Source organism: Spelaeicoccus albus (assembly GCF_013409065.1).
Classification (GTDB): domain Bacteria; phylum Actinomycetota; class Actinomycetes; order Actinomycetales; family Brevibacteriaceae; genus Spelaeicoccus; species Spelaeicoccus albus.
Genome location: NZ_JACBZP010000001.1, coordinates 653,743 through 668,789 on the forward strand (window position 1 = coordinate 653,743; position 15,047 = coordinate 668,789).

Annotated in this window: 13 protein-coding genes and 1 pseudogene; 1 reads left to right on the top strand and 13 read right to left on the bottom strand. The window is 66.1% G+C overall.

The features are described from left to right. Positions 1 to 15: 15 nt before the first annotated feature. The 13 genes from BJY26_RS03165 to BJY26_RS03225 all read right to left on the bottom strand — a co-directional run bounded on the left by BJY26_RS03165 (position 16) and on the right by BJY26_RS03225 (position 13,364). Positions 16 to 1,698: an ABC-F family ATP-binding cassette domain-containing protein gene (locus BJY26_RS03165; protein ID WP_179425592.1), complete on the bottom strand. Its 1,683-nt coding sequence runs from the start codon at positions 1,696 to 1,698 to the stop codon at positions 16 to 18. A gap of 141 nt (positions 1,699 to 1,839) precedes the next feature. Beyond that, a complete protein-coding gene (locus BJY26_RS03170) occupies positions 1,840 to 2,817 on the bottom strand; it encodes a lactonase family protein (RefSeq protein ID WP_179425594.1) in 978 nt (325 codons plus the stop codon). 15 nt (positions 2,818 to 2,832) lie between these two features. Continuing rightward, positions 2,833 to 3,510: a hypothetical protein gene (locus BJY26_RS03175; RefSeq protein ID WP_179425596.1), complete on the bottom strand. Its 678-nt coding sequence runs from the start codon at positions 3,508 to 3,510 to the stop codon at positions 2,833 to 2,835. A 10-nt stretch (positions 3,511 to 3,520) separates the two neighbouring features. Continuing rightward, entirely contained in the window at positions 3,521 to 4,432 is a 912-nt protein-coding gene (locus BJY26_RS03180; RefSeq protein WP_179425599.1) for an LpqN/LpqT family lipoprotein, read from the bottom strand. 100 nt (positions 4,433 to 4,532) lie between these two features. Next, positions 4,533 to 5,444, bottom strand: coding sequence for a sensor histidine kinase (locus BJY26_RS03185; protein ID WP_179425601.1), 912 nt, complete (start codon positions 5,442 to 5,444; stop codon positions 4,533 to 4,535). Further along, positions 5,441 to 6,187 (bottom strand): response regulator transcription factor, encoded by a 747-nt coding sequence (locus tag BJY26_RS03190; protein WP_179425603.1) that lies wholly within the window; start codon positions 6,185 to 6,187, stop codon positions 5,441 to 5,443. The genes BJY26_RS03185 and BJY26_RS03190 overlap by 4 nt, the downstream gene beginning before the upstream one ends. Beyond that, on the bottom strand, positions 6,174 to 6,602 hold the full coding sequence (gene mnhG, locus BJY26_RS03195) for a monovalent cation/H(+) antiporter subunit G (protein WP_179425605.1): 429 nt from the start codon (positions 6,600 to 6,602) through the stop codon (positions 6,174 to 6,176). Before mnhG ends, BJY26_RS03190 begins: the two co-directional genes overlap by 14 nt. Continuing rightward, positions 6,599 to 6,874 carry an MrpF/PhaF family protein gene (locus BJY26_RS03200; protein WP_179425607.1) on the bottom strand — a complete coding sequence of 92 codons (276 nt, stop codon included), beginning with the start codon at positions 6,872 to 6,874 and terminating at the stop codon, positions 6,599 to 6,601. The genes mnhG and BJY26_RS03200 overlap by 4 nt, the downstream gene beginning before the upstream one ends. Then, entirely contained in the window at positions 6,871 to 7,536 is a 666-nt protein-coding gene (locus BJY26_RS03205; protein ID WP_179425609.1) for a Na+/H+ antiporter subunit E, read from the bottom strand. The genes BJY26_RS03200 and BJY26_RS03205 overlap by 4 nt, the downstream gene beginning before the upstream one ends. Beyond that, on the bottom strand, positions 7,533 to 9,155 hold the full coding sequence (locus BJY26_RS03210; RefSeq protein ID WP_179425611.1) for a Na+/H+ antiporter subunit D: 1,623 nt from the start codon (positions 9,153 to 9,155) through the stop codon (positions 7,533 to 7,535). Before BJY26_RS03210 ends, BJY26_RS03205 begins: the two co-directional genes overlap by 4 nt. Further along, the gene (locus tag BJY26_RS03215; protein ID WP_179425613.1) at positions 9,152 to 9,616 is read right to left on the bottom strand and encodes a Na(+)/H(+) antiporter subunit C; all 465 of its coding nucleotides are present in this window, start codon (positions 9,614 to 9,616) and stop codon (positions 9,152 to 9,154) included. Before BJY26_RS03215 ends, BJY26_RS03210 begins: the two co-directional genes overlap by 4 nt. Beyond that, the gene (locus BJY26_RS03220) at positions 9,613 to 12,561 is read right to left on the bottom strand and encodes a Na+/H+ antiporter subunit A (protein WP_179425615.1); all 2,949 of its coding nucleotides are present in this window, start codon (positions 12,559 to 12,561) and stop codon (positions 9,613 to 9,615) included. The genes BJY26_RS03215 and BJY26_RS03220 overlap by 4 nt, the downstream gene beginning before the upstream one ends. A 263-nt stretch (positions 12,562 to 12,824) precedes the next feature. Beyond that, the gene (locus tag BJY26_RS03225; protein ID WP_179425617.1) at positions 12,825 to 13,364 is read right to left on the bottom strand and encodes a flavin reductase family protein; all 540 of its coding nucleotides are present in this window, start codon (positions 13,362 to 13,364) and stop codon (positions 12,825 to 12,827) included. Positions 13,365 to 13,579: 215 nt separating this feature from the next. Between BJY26_RS03225 and BJY26_RS03230 the strand changes: the two are divergent. Next, a pseudogene (locus BJY26_RS03230) lies at positions 13,580 to 14,512 on the top strand (integrase core domain-containing protein); the annotation flags it as partial. Positions 14,513 to 15,047 lie beyond the last annotated feature (535 nt).

The following is a 15,047-nucleotide window of genomic DNA, read 5'->3' on the forward strand; positions in this document are numbered from 1 at the left end:
CCCGGTTCCGGCCCTCTACCGGGAGCGTCGCACCCGGTTGTCGTCCCACACCGGGTCGGACGACTCGTACACGTCGCCGTCCGCCCCGAACACCAAGTGCCTGTCGAACCCGCGAGCGAACCACCTGTCGTGGGTAACGGCGACAACCGTCCCGTCGAATCCCTCAATGCCTTGTTCGAGAGCCTCGGCCGAGTCGAGATCGAGGTTGTCGGTCGGCTCATCGAGCAGCAGCAACGTGGCGCCGGACAGTTCGAGCATCAGGATCTGCAGCCGAGCCTGCTGCCCGCCGGACAGCGAGTCGAACGTCTGCTCGGCTGCCCGGGCCAGCCCGTACCGGTCCAGCACGCGCGAGGCGTTCTCGCGCGGCAACCCGGCTCGGTGACTGTCGCCGCGGTGCAGAATGTCGAGAAGAGTCCGGCCGGCGAGATCCGGCCGCACGTGCGTTTGAGCAAACAAGCCCGGCCGCACTCGGGCACCGAGCCGAGCCACCCCGGAATGGGCGACCGGCGTGACGCGGAGTTCGTCGACCGGCTTGTTTTCCGCTTGCGGTTCGGTGCCTCCACCGGCCAGTAGCCGCAGGAAATGCGATTTGCCCGAACCGTTCGCTCCCAGGACGGACACCCTGTCGCCGTACCGGATCTCGACGTCGAACGGATCCATCAGCCCGGTCAGCTCGAGCCGCGTGCAGACGACCGCGCGCTTACCCGTGCGCGATCCGGTCAGCCGCATCGTCACATGTTGCCGGTACGGCACCGCCTCGGGCGGGCCGGCCAGGGCGAATTTGTCGAATCGCGTTCGGGCAGCCTGATACCGGGCGGCCATATCGGAGTTGTACGCTGCCTTTTGCTTGTACATCAGCACGAGCGCTTTGAGCTTGGCATATTCTTCGTCCCACCGCTTGCGCAACTCATCGAGCCGCTCGATCCGGCGTGCGCGCGCCTCGTCGTAGCTGGCGAATCCGCCGCCGTGGACCCACGCGATCGCCCCGCTGCCGCCCGGTTCGAGCGTGACGATCCGCGTTGCCGCATTGGCCAGAAGTTCACGATCGTGACTGATGAACAGCACTGTCTTCGACGACGTCCACAGCTTGTCTTCCAACCATCGTTTTCCCGGCACGTCGAGATAGTTGTCCGGCTCGTCGAGCAACAGTGTGTCCGCCGGGCTTCGCAGCAATGCTTCGAGAACAAGCCGTTTTTGCTCGCCTCCGCTGAGTGTGCTCGCTTCTCGCCAACGGGCCCTCGCGTATTCCACCCCGATGGCCGCCATGGTGACCTCGTCCCACACCGCTTCGTATTCGTATCCGGCCACGTCGGCCCAGTCCGCCAACGCGGTTGCGTACGCCATCTGGGTCGGTTCGTCGTCCCTGTCCATCATCCGCAGCTCGGCTTCGTCCACGGCTTCGGCGGCCGTGCGGATGGCAGTCGGCGCCACGTCGATCAACAGGTCGCGCACCGTCTTGTCCGCGCCGACGTGCCCGATGAACTGCGGCATGACGGCACGCGTTCCGGTGCATTGGATGCCACCGGCATGTGCGGCCAGCTCTCCGGCGATGATCCGCAGTAGCGTGGTCTTGCCGGTGCCGTTCGGGCCGATCAACGCGGTCTTACTGCCCTCCGGCACCTTGAATTCGGCGCCGCCCAGCAGCTTCCTGCCGTCGGGCAGGAAATACTCCACATGCGCCACACCAATGAATCCCACGGCCCCAGGCTACGGGCCGGGGCATCGCCGCTGCAGGGAATTTTCGGATACCGGCGGGCGCTTGACGGGCCGAAACGGCGCCGACGACGCATCCACTCGGCACCGCGGGCACCCGTCGGCCGGGTGGCCGGACGCGGGAGCTCAGAGAGGGAGGATGCACTGCGCGGCCGGCACGTCGACGAGCCGGCGAGCCGAACCGAATGTGCCGGACGCGGCGTCGAATTCCACGGCGTCCACCGAGTCCGAATGCTGATGCGCCACGACGATATCGGAGCCGATCGCCGCCAAATGCCGTGGCCAGGCACCACCGGACGGCGCACTGTCGACCTCGGTCAGTGCGTCGTCGCCAATACGCATCGACACGAGCCGGTCGCTGCCGCGAATACCCATGACGGCGAACTCGCCGACCCGATCGATCTCGCTGGCCGCGTCGCCCGGCCGGCTTTCCACAGTCCGATGATCGATAACCGTCAAGGCGCCGTCCGCCGCGATCCGCGCCAGGACGATGCCGGGCGTGAGCTCGCACGAAATCACCATCCGGTCGGGCCCGACGAATTCGAGGTGCCGCGGCCCCGACCCGGTCGGCAGCTCCATCGACTCCAGCCAGTCGAGGGCGCCGGTGGTCGCGTTGAACGCAAACGAGCTGACTCGGTCGCCGCCCAAGTCGGTGCCGATGACCAGCCCGGTGGTCGGATGCGTGCGTATTGTGTGCGCGTGCGAGATTTCGGACGCCGACGTGTCGGCCGGCTGCGGGCACGTCAACACCTGGCTGGGCGGTCCGGCGACTCCGTCCCGTTCGATCGGGTGCACCGTGAACTGTCCGCTGGAGTAGCTGGCGGCCAACAGCCACTCGCCGCTCGGATGGACCTCGACGAAGCACGGGTCGGCGGTCCCGGTGGCGACGAAGCCGATCTCGGTGAGAGTGCCGCCGACCTCACGGAACGAGGTGATGCCGCCGTGCGGACGTTCGGCGACTGCGTAGACGTAACCGCCGGACGCCGGGCGCGCAATGAACGACGGTCTCGGCGCCTCGGTCAGTTGTCGGGCCGGCCCAACGCCTCGATGGGACCATATCGAGCCGGTCGGCGTCTCGGGGGCGGAAGCTAGGAGAAAATCCACTGCTGCATCCTTGACTCAATTCTTCATCGCGGCTGCGATAGGTATGCCATCGACCTTAACGCTTCGAACGACTGCGTCAATGAGCTTGCGCGGTTGATCGGCCTGCGTCGAGCCGCGGACCGTGACCGTGTGCAGCGTGCCGTGATATTTCAACGCCACCATGATCTCGACCACGTACATCTTCCCGCTGGTCTCGGCCGACCAGATCTCGGAAAATCGCTGCATCGCCAAATGCCCGATCGTCGCGCGGCGAGCGCCGATGATCCGCTTGCTCTCGGCATGGCGCTCACTGCGACGGAAATCGGCGAGCTTGCCGGCCGGGTCCGACCAATAGTCGTCCGTTGCGGCCTCGATGGAGACGCTCTGCAGAGCGCCGCCGTCCCCGGGGTGGCCGAACAGCGATTCCTTGTCCAAAATATGTCCCCCGCGCGTCCACCCTTTTGGTTTGATCACCGTGACGGGCGGTCCGACCGGAAGTTTCGCGCGGATCCGGCGGCCGTCCGGGACGGGGTCCGCGGTCGGCGTGGCCATCGGTTCGTCGTCGTCGGCAAGCCGAACGTGCACGCCCCGCTGATCGGGGTCCGTCGAGACGGCGACGGAGCACCCGGTCAACGCCGCGGCCAGCGCCACGCAGCACAACACGGCGCCGGCCGCCCGGGTTCGTGACCGGACGGCCGGCGCGTGCGTGTTCATCACTGACACGTTACACAACCTGGATGGTCCGCTGTAGCGTCCTGATCGCACTCGTCACGCTTTCCTTCTGCTCCGCGGCGAACGTCGTTTGCAGGACGAAGATGTACGTCGCGTCCGACTTTTCGATCATCACGGTGCGCGTCACGATGCCGATGCTGCCGACCTTGTCGTAGTTGTACAGTCCCGCGATCCCGTACGCCCGGTGCCCGTCGACCGATTTGTAGGACGTGCTCTTGCGGTCGAATCCCGGCAGCGATTCCAGCTGGCTGCGCGATGCCGCGGTGACCGAGGTGTAATCGGTGCTGCTGGGGACTTTGAACATGTAGCCGATCGCATTCGGTTTGAACGACCCGACGGACGGCGAATCGTTCACTATCGTCAGGTACGAACCGGCCGGTCCGCGTGAATTGGCGTGATGCCATCCGGCGGGCGAGTTCACGGTGACGGCCGGTGAGCCCGGATCCGTCCGACTGACGGAACTGACCTGGCTGACGCCGTGCTCGCGGAGATACGACACGTACGACTTGTGCACCGGGTCACCCGATTCGCCGTGCGATGTCTGCCCGCTGCCGTCCGACTGCCCGGTATCCGAATCGTCGCTGTCATACGGGTCGGAGCCTTCCGTATCGGACGGGCTGCCGGACTGATCGTCCGACTCATCGGTGCCCGTCGACTCGTCCGGATCCGACTCGGCCTGGTCCGATTCGTCCTGGTCCGACTGATCGTCCGACTCATCGGCGTCCGTCGAATCGCCCTGATCGGGCTCGTTCTGGTCGGACTTTTCCTGCGACTGCGAGCTTGTCGGGTCCGGATCGTCGGGTCCGTCGAACATCAGCGAGCATCCGCTGGTGCCGACAATGACTGCGAGCGCGGCAGCCGGGAGGAGGAGCGCCCGCTTGATGCGAAGTGTGGAGACGTTCATGATCGTGCCTTTCGGGGTGAGCGTTGATCTTTGACACTTCAACTCTCGAGCCGCGGCACGTCACGGCGGTGTCAGCCGTGTAGCGGATCTGACACATCCGTCACGGATCGGCCGGCGAAAGCGCCGGAAGCAGCATTCGCACCGACGTTCCCTCACCTTCTTGGCTGGTCAGTGACACGGTTCCGCCGTGCCTGGCGACTATGGCACGGACGAGGGCCAGCCCCATTCCCGAGCCCGCGACGGCGCGCACTTGGCCGCTTCGACCGCGGGCCAGTTCGTCAAAGACGGCCGCGTGTTCGGTCGACGGAATGCCGATCCCGGTATCGGCCACCTCGATCGACACCCACCGCGACTGCGCGTCGTCCAGCTCGGTAGCGCGGATCTCGACGGTGTCGCCGGGGCGCGAGTATTTCAGCGCATTGCCGATCAGGTTCAGCACGGCGCTGAACAACATGTCCTCTTCACCGGACACGTCCGATACCGGCCACGGAGCTTTCGCCACCGTGGCAACGAGGGTGCGCTCCTCGGCTCCCGGCCCGGTCCGCGCGTCGTCGACGGCTTGTTCGACAAGCGCACCGATCGGCACGCGCGTGAAGTCGATGTCGCGGGTTTCGATGTCCGCCAGTTTGCGCAGGTCCGCCAGTAAGCGTGCAATGCGGCGGGACGACGACCCGACGACTTTCAGCGCCGCGTCCATCTCGTCGCCGTCCGCCGGGCCGTCGACCGTCAAGACGTCCCGAAGCGTCGCGGCCCCGGAGCGCAGGGCAGTCAGCGGGTTCTTCAGCTCGTGATCGAGCCGGATCAGCATCCGGCTACGACGGATCGACGCCTCTTCGCGTTCGGCCGCTGCGGCCTGCGCGGCGCGCCGCTCGGCTTCGCGGCGGGCGTTGCGGCGCTGCCGCACGAACGCCACGACGACGGCGGCGATGACCAGGATTACGACAATGAGCATCACTGCCGCAAGCCACAGGTCGGTACGGACGATCAGCGCCGAAGTGAAGAAGTCGCTCATCGGCCCGGCTGCTTGTCGTCGGCGCCGCGCACTTCGGCGACGAACCGGTAGCCGCGTCCTTGCACCGTCGCGATCCATTGCGGATCGCCCGGGTCGTCGCCGAGTACTCGGCGCAACTCGGCCACCCGCGTATCGACGGCCCGCGTGCCGACCATGTCGTCGAAACCCCACAGCACTTCCAGGAGCCGGGTGCGCTCGACGAGTTCGTCCGGATGCGTCATCAGGTATTCGAGCAGCGTGAACGCCTTTGGCGTGAGGATGACTTCCTTCGGTCCGGCCCACGCCCGGCGGCCGACGCGGTCGAGCACGAGGCCGCCGCTGCTTTCCAGTTTGGACGCCGTGGCTATCGGCGGGCCGCCGCCGGTACGGCGCAGGACGGCGCGCACGCGGGCGACCAGCTCGTGCGGGTCGAACGGTTTGTTGAGATAGTCGTCGGCGCCTTCTTCCAAGGCCATGGCCCGCTCCACCGCCTCACCGACCTGGGTCAGGAGCAGAACCGGCACCCAGTTCTCGCTGCGCCGCAACCGGCGAAGCACTTCCCGCCCGTCCGCGCCGGGCATCAGCACGTCGAGCACGACCACGTCCGGACGATGGCGTTCGATGCCGTCAAGGGCCAGCAGACCGTCGGCGGCCTCGATGACGGTGAATCCACTACGCCCCAGGAATGGGGCGACGGCGTTGCGGACGTCGGGTTCGTCGTCGGCCAGGAGAACGACCGGCTGGCTCGGGTCAGCTGCTCTCATGATCTTCTCGTTTCGGATCCGATGGGGTGCCGGGGCGAGGGGTCGGGGACGCTGAGTCGTCGTCCTGCCTGCGCTCGGCCTTGGCGATCGCGCCGGCAAGTTCGTCGACTAGGAGCGTATCGCGGCGCACGTACTTGGTGCGATAGGCGGCCCGCCCGACCATGTGTGCCGATACGGGCGCCGTGAGCATTTGGAACAAGATCACGACCACCAGCGTGCTGATGGTTGCCCAGCCGGGGAATTGCAGCGCAATGGCCAGCAGCACGCACATGAGCCCGAAGACTTGAGGCTTCGTCGCGGCATGCATGCGCGAAAGCACGTCCGGGAACCGTAAGAGCCCGATGGCCGCCGACAACGACATGATGCTACCGACAACGAGGAGCAGGGCGCTGATGAGGTCTCGGATCTCGGTCACGACGCGTCCCTTTTCGTCACGTAGCGGGCCACGCTGATCGATCCGACCATCGCGAACAGCGACAGCACTATCAACATCGGCAACGCGTACGTGTTGTGTCGGTACATCATGTCGACGCCCAGCGCAGCCATGATACTGGCAAGCAGGACGTCGGAAGCGATCATGCGGTCGAGGATGGACGGGCCACGAGCTATCCGCACGACCGCCAGTGCGGCTGCGATGATGATGACGACGGCCGCGACGCCCAACGCGAACGTGGTGATCGCAGTCATGATTCCTTCCTTTCTCGGTCGCGCCGTTCGTGCATGCGCGCGGAATGTTCCTCGATGCGCTGCTCGTACCTCAATTGCCACCGGGTCCGGTGGATGGGTGAGCGGCCGTCGCGCACGCGGGACCGGTTGATCCGGCGAATGTCTTCGGCCGACCCGAGGGCGCGGACTATGCGCTCTTCCACCTTGAGGACGTCGCCGCGGAATTTCTCCACGTCGTCCAGCGTCTTGGTGCCCAGCACGTGCAGGTACAGCACGGTGCGCGGCCTGTCGACCTCGACGACCAGCGAACCGGGCACCAGCGAGACGGCCTCACCGGTCAAGGTCAGCACGATATCGGATCGGGTATGCAGGTCGACGGCGATCAGGGAGCTGCGCGGCGTGTGGCGCAGGTCGACCGCCTGCCACGCCACGTGCACCGATGCCGTGATGACGTCGACGATGAACCGAACGGCGAACACCGCCGCCCAATAGATATTGAACCGCCCGGACAATTCGATGGCCGGCAGGTAAAACGCACGGATGACTCCGGCCGCCACCACGACCCCGCTGACGACGGTCACGACCGTCAGCTCATCCCACAACAACACCCACAGCACCACGAGCCACACGACCAGGGGCAGCTGTTTCCACAGGGAGATGGTGATGGTCCGGCGCCCGGTCACTGGCCGTCACCGCCCAGCACAGTGTGCACGTACGACTGTGCGTGCACGCCCGTCGCCGCCGCTTCACTGATCGAGTACAACGGACCGGCACAGACCGTCAGCAGCACGCTGACGCCCACCATTGCCGCGGTCACGCCGGTCATGACGTGCGGGACGGCGCGTGTTTCGGTGTCGACGGTCGTCTCGACACGCCGTCCGGCGTCCGTATCGACGGCCGCGTCGCCGTGCCGGCCGGCGCTGCTTGCCGCGCCGCTTGCCGCGCGATAGTCCTCGACAAGACGCGTGTCGGGTTCCTCGGCGTCGACCGGATCGCGCCAAAACGCGTAGTTCCACACGCGGCCGATCGCGTACAGCGTGAGCAGCGACGTCGCCACTCCGGCGCCGATCAGGGCATAGGCCAGCCACGAGCCGTCGGCCACGCCGGCACGGAACAGCCCAAGTTTGCCGAGGAATCCGCTGAACGGCGGGATCCCGGCCAAGTTCATGGCCGGGATGAAGAACAGCACGCCGAGGATCGGCGAAACCTTTGCCAGCCCGCCCAGGCGCCGCAGCGACGTCGAACCGCCGCGCCGTTCGATCAGGCCGGCCACCAGGAACAGTGTCGTTTGCACGGTGATGTGGTGCACGACGTAGTAGATTGCGGCGGCCAGGCCGGCGCGTGTGCCGAGCGCGACGCCGAAGAGCATGTAGCCGATATGCGAAACGAGCGTGAACGACAAGAGGCGTTTGATGTCGGTTTGCGCGATTGCGCCCAAAATGCCGACGAGCATTGTCAGCCCGGCCAGCCACATGAGCGGAACGCTGAGGGTGGCGCCGGGGAACATCACCGTCTCGGTGCGGATGATCGCATAAATGCCGACCTTGGTCAGCAGGCCGGCGAACACTGCCGTGACCGGCGCCGGAGCGGTCGGATAGGAGTCCGGCAGCCAAAACGAGAGCGGGAACACCGCTGCCTTGATGGCGAAAGCCACCAGTAGGCCGACGTGCAGCAGCATTTGCACGTCCGTGGGCAAGGCGCCGAGCCGGAGCGCCAGCTGGGCGATGTTGACGGTGCCCGTCGCGCCGTAGACGAAGCCGATGGCGATCAAGAAGATCATCGACGACACAAGACTGACCACGACGTAGGTGACGCCGGCCCGGACGCGCGATTCGGTGCCGCCGAGCGTGAGCAGCACATAGCTGGCCGAAAGCAGGATCTCGAAGCCGACGTACATGTTGAACAGGTCGCCGGCGATGAAGGCGTCACTCACTCCGGCCGTCATGATCAAATACGTCGGGTGGAAGATCGACACGGGCGTGTCGTTGTCGCCCGAGTCGTTGCCTTGGCCGACGGCGTAAATCAGCACGCTCAGCGTGACGATCGTCGACACGACGAGCATGAGCGCCGAGAGCCTGTCGACCATGAGCACGATGCCGAACGGAGCCGTCCAGCCGCCGACCGCCGTGGCGTGCGGGCCGCTGAAATGGGTGCCGGCCAGCAGCGCCAGCGAGATGCCGAGGACTGCGGACAACGTCGTCATGCTCACGGCCGCCTGGGCGCGCGGGAAGCGGCCGAGCACGAGAGTCACGCCGGCGGCGACGAGCGGCAGGAGAACCGGCAGTGGGGTGAGGGCGTTCATGCGCCGTCACCCCTTCCGGCGGCCGTCGCGGCACCGAATTCGGTATCGGTATAGTCCTCGTCGCCGGTACTTGCCTCGCCCCCGGACGTGCCCTCGGCAAGTGCTTCTTCGGCGATCCGGACATCGCCTTCGTCGTCGGCGACGACGTCTTCGCGCGCCAGCCGCCACGACCTGTAGATCATTGCCAGAATGAACGCGCTGATGCCGAAGGTGATGACGATCGCCGTCAGGATGAGCGCTTGCGGGAGCGGGTCGCTCATTCCATCGGTGCTGAGGTGCCCGCCCTGCACTATCGGCGCCGATCCGGGATAGCCGCCCATCATCAGCACCAGGACGTTGACTCCGTTGCCGATCAGCAACGTGCCGAGCAGGACGCGGGTCAGCGACCGATCGAGCAGCAGATAGGTGCCGCAGGCCACGAGGATCGCGACAAGGACGAGCAGGGCAAGCGACGCGTTCATAGTGTGTGCCTCCCGAGCGGCGACGGGGTTTCGGCGTCGTCCGCTTCGCGCACCCGGTCGTACATGTCGTCTTCGCTGATGTGATCGGGCGTGTACCCGTCGTCGGTCTCTTCCTGCCTGTCGACTTCCGCGCCCAGGGACCGCAGAATGTCGAGCATCAGTCCGACGACCACCAAGTACACGCCGATGTCGAACATGGTGGAGGTGACGAACTCGCCGTGCCCGAGAACCGGCAAGTCCCATTCCCACCAGGTCGACTGCAGCACGTCGCCTCCGGCCACCAGCCCGGCCGCGCCGGTCAGCCCGGCCAGAGCCAGCCCCGAGCCGAGCAGCAGGCCGGCCGGGACCGGGGCGGCCTCGGCAAGTTCATAGCGGCCGCCCGCCAGATACCGCACGATGAGGGCAAGCCCGGCGACGAGGCCTCCGGCGAACCCTCCGCCCGGCGCGTTGTGACCGGACAGCAGCAGGAAGATCGACACGACGATCGCCGTGTGAAAGATCAGCCGGACCACGACTTCCAAGATGATCGACCGGTTTCGCGGATCCAGGGTGCGACCGGCCAACAACCACGCCCGTTGCTCGCTTCCTTCCCGGACCGGCCGGTGTCGCTCGGCGAACGTGCCGGTCTTGGCGACTTCGCCCATCCGCTCGAGATTCGAGGTGCGTTGTTTCAAGAAGATGAGGCTCGCCACGCCGGTCGCCGCCACGACCAGCACGGAGATCTCACCGAACGTGTCCCACGCACGGATGTCGACGAGGGTGACGTTGACGATGTTGTCGCCGTGGCCGCCTAGTTTGGCGAGCTTGGCGAACTGTTTCGAGATTGTCGGGTCGCTGCGGGCGGTCAGGGCGATCGCGCCGACGCCCGCCACCATGATGCCGGTGACGGCGCCGATGACGGCCCGTACGCTCCGTCGTCCGAAGCCGTGCGCTTTGCCGATCCTGGCCGGAAGCCGGCGCAGCACCAGGATGAACACGACCAGAGTGATCGTCTCGATGAGAATTTGCGTCAACGCCAGATCGGGGGCCCCTTGGACGGCGAACAAGGTGGCCATGCCGTACCCCGTCGCGCCGACGATGACCACCGAGGCGAACCGTTTGGTCGTCCGGGTGGCGACGATTGCGGCAAAGGACATGATGATCGCAATCGCGGCCTGCGCCGGGTTGTCCCACAACCGCACGTGGACTGCCCGGATCCCCTCGGCGCCGCCGTCGACGGCGGCCGCGCCGAGCGACGCGACGAGCACCACGAAGATGACTGCGAGGTAGGCCGGCAGCGACCCGCGCTGCGTCTTGGCCGTCAGCCCGATTGCCATTTTGTCGATCCCCGCCATGATGCGCCGGTATCCGCGGTTGGCATCGACCAGCGACGGGAGGAGTGCCTGCAGGCCGGCGATGGGACGGCGTCCGGCGTGGAGGGCAAGCCCGGCCGCCAGCGTGAGTGCCGTCAGCCCGAGCGCCGGCCCCAGCCCGTGCCAGAGAGCCAAGTGGTAGCCGTGGCCCGAGCCGCCGAGGGTGTCGGCGTACGCCGCAATCGCGGCATTGCCGGCCGGTGCCAGCGGACCCGCAACGATCGAGGCGGCGGCCAATAGCACCGGCACGACGACGAACCCGGCGTGTTCGAGGGCCGGTTCGTTGTGGGGCACGCCCGGCTTGACGGCGAATGCGCCCCACACGAAGCGGGCGCTGTAGGCGACGGTGAGTGCTGAACCGAGCCATACTCCGGCGAGCGCGATGTAGCCAGTCGGTCCGCCGGCCTGCAGCAGCGATGTGTACACGCCTTCCTTGGCAACGAATCCGGCAAGCGGGGGTATGCCGGCCATGGAGGCCGCCGCGACGATGCCGACTATTGCCAGGACCGGCGCCCGGCGGCCGAAGCCGGACAGTTTCCGTAGATCGCGATTGCCGGCCGAATGATCGATCACGCCGACCACCAGGAACAGCGTGGATTTGAAAAGGCCGTGCGCGATCAACAGCGCAATGCCCGCCATCGCGGCGTCCCGCGTTCCGAACCCGACCATCACCGTCATGAAGCCCAGCTGGCTGACGGTGCCGTACGCCAGCAAGAGTTTGAGGTCGGTTTGTCGCAGCGCCCGCCATCCCCCGACGAGCATGGTGGCGATCCCCAGGCCGAGCAGGAGGGGTTGCCATCCGGGCGTGTGCGCAAACCCGGGCGCCAGCCGGGCCACCAAGTAGATACCGGCCTTCACCATGGCCGCCGCGTGCAGATAGGCGCTGACCGGGGTCGGGGCGGCCATCGCGGCAGGCAGCCAGAAGTGGAACGGGATGAGAGCTGATTTGCTCAGGACGCCCACCAGGATGAGGATGACGGCCCCGGTGACGACGGGGCCGGACGGCGGGTCGGCGAGGATGCCCGAGAGGCGTTCGGTGTGTGCTGCGGAGCCGAGCATGATCAGGCCGACGAGCATGGCCAGGCCGCCGGCCGTGGTGACGACGAGGGCCTGGAGGGCGGCGCGGCGGGCTGCTTTCACGGCAGCGGTGTGCCCGATCAGCAGGTACGAAAAGACAGTCGTCGCTTCCCAGAACACGAACAGGATGATGAGGTCGTCGGCCACGACCAGCCCGTACATCACGCCGGCGAATGCCAGCAGCACCGCGCCGAACCGGGCAAGCCCTTCTTCGTGGTCGTGGAAGTAGTGCGCGCAGTAGATCAGCACCAGTGCGCCGACACCGGTCACCAGCAGCGCCATGATCCAGGCCAGCGCGTCCATGCGGAAGGTCAGGGTCAGATCCAAGCCGGGGATCCACTGGTACGCCTGGGTTCGCGCGGCACCGGACGGTGTGGCGTGGCCGTAGAAGGCGGTATGGACGAATGCGGCCGCCGGAATGACGGCGAGGAGGTAGAAAGCCCGTCTGCCGATCCACCGGAACGCCGCCGGGGCAAGCATCGATGCCACCGCGAAGACGGCGATCACAGTGAGCAAAACGCTCCCTTCCGCCGTCACTTCGATGGTGAAAGGTTCAGTTTACCGACTCGCGACGGCCGCTGAGCCGACGCCGAATGCCACGACCGGTTTGGGTGCTTTGCGCAAACGCATCCCGCGCCCTTCCGCAAAACGCGCCAGCGCGTCGGGAACGCGCCGTCAGGACGGCGCGTTCCCGACGGAGCGCCGCGTTTTGCGTGTGGGGCGGGGCCGGGGGCGGGCGGCTTGCGTGGGGCGGGGCGGCGTCGGCCGGGTGGGGCGGGCTAGTCCAGTCGGCGGTACCGGCCGTCGAAGCGCAGCAGCGGATGCCGGACGGCGTCCGGCGGCACGGTCCGCCCCATGGCCCGCACTTCGCCAACCACGAGCAGGTGCGTGGCGGCCGGATGGATCGCCGTCGTCTCGACCTCGAACCAGGCAAGTGCTTTGTCAATGATCACCGGTGCTCCGGGCCGCGGGCGCACGTGCGGCACTGGCCGCAATAGTCCGTGCAAGGGACTCCCCGGAGCCGCAAGCCAATCGGCGACGGATTTCTGCTCCGCGTTGAGCAAGCTCAACGTCCACCTGTCCGCGGATTCGACGGCTTCGGCGATGCGGCCGTCGGCGTACAAACTGATCAAGAGCGTCGGCGGATCGTACGAGACGGACAGGTAAGCGGTCACCGGCGAGGCATAGTCATGACCCTGGTGTATGGCAGTGACCACCGCAGTGCCTTGCGCCATGCTCGAGCTCAAAGTGCGAAAACGGTCCTTGTCGGCCTCGCCGACGTGGCCGGGGTCGATAGTCGAGACGTCGGAAGTGTCCATAGCCCCATCGTGCCATTGGCCGATCACTTCTCCCCCGCCCTCTCTCCCTCAGCGCGTCGAGTGGTGGCGAACGGCTGTCCCGCCTCGTCGAGTGGTGGCGAATGGCTGCGAAATCGGCGTGTTATGTCGCAGGACACCGGTGACAGTTGTGTATCAGGACATCGGTGACAGTCCCTGCGGGTTTGGTGGTGACACTTCTCGGGTCGGATTGACGGGTGACGAAAAATGAGCCTGTTGATCCTGCTGTCCGTCTTGCAATTTCTCAGTGGCCTCGCGATGCCCCACGCGGTGCGGTCACGACGTTCTGTACTGAACACCAGATCTCACGCAAAACGTTCTACCAACTACGCGCTCGGGCACGCCGGGAAGGCCCCGCGGCCGTGCTGGAACCGAAGTCCCGTCGGCCAAAGACAAGTCCTTCCCAACTCGACGAACAGACGAAACAGCAAGCCGTGGACGTGCGTGGCGCGCTCGAACGCTCGGGCCTGGACCACGGACCGATCAGCGTGTTCGAGAAAATGAAAATGATGGGCCTGAAACCCCCGTCGGTAGCGTCCCTGGCCCGGCTCTTCCGGGAAAAGAACATCGCACGATCCGAACCGAAGAAAAAGCCACGCGCGGCCTACCGCAGATTTGTCTACCCCGCACCGAACGCGTGCTGGCAACTCGACGCGACCGCGTACGTCCTTACCGGCGGACGCACCTGCGTGATCTTCCAACTGCAAGATGATCACTCCCGACTCGCAGTCGCCACACATGTCGCCGACGGGGAAACGTCCGCCGCGGCTATCGCCGTGGTGACAAAGGGCATCACCGCGCACGGGGTCCCGCAACGACTCCTAACCGATAACGGGCTCGCCTTGAACCCGGCCCGCCGGGGCATCACCGGGCAACTCATCACGCACGTGAGCCGGCTAGGTATCGAGGCGATTACCGGCAAACCGTACAAGCCGACCACGCAAGGGAAGAATGAACGCTTCCACCAGACCCTTTTCCGATGGCTGGACAAGCAGCCACTGGCCGACTCGATCGAACAATTGCAAGAACTCGTCGATCAGTTCGACATCATCTACAACACCGAACGCTCCCATCAAGGCCTACCGGGCCGGATCACCCCGCAACAAGCCTGGGACGCGACCGACAAAGCCGTCGCACCACGGCCACGACCACGCGAAAACACCAGCAGCGGTGAAGCCACCCGCACTGTCTACGGCAAAGGCCAAGTCCACATCGATGGCGTCCGCTATCAGCTCGGCAAGCAATACATCGGACAACAAGCCCACGCGATCTGGGACCTCAACACGATCACGTTCTTCGACCGGCACGGAACCGAAATCATCAGCCACCCCAGACCCGACCCAGGAACGAATTACGTCGGCAACGGCAAGCCCCGCGGCTTCCTCAACAAGAACAACGAAAAACCGTGACCCTACCCCTGACACGCCGACTGTCACCGATGTCCTGAGACATCAACTGTCACCGATGTCCTGATACAAAACTGTCACCGATGTCCTGAGACAAGACAGCTGCGAAATCGGCGATTTCGCAGCCATTCGCCACCACTCGGCGGAAGAAGAACCGGAGGAATCAAGCAAGCGGGCCGATATCAAGCGAGCCGGCCGAAACGGAACTCGGCGAAGCTCGCGCGGGAGAGAGCTACAGGCGGGAGAGAGCTACAGGTGC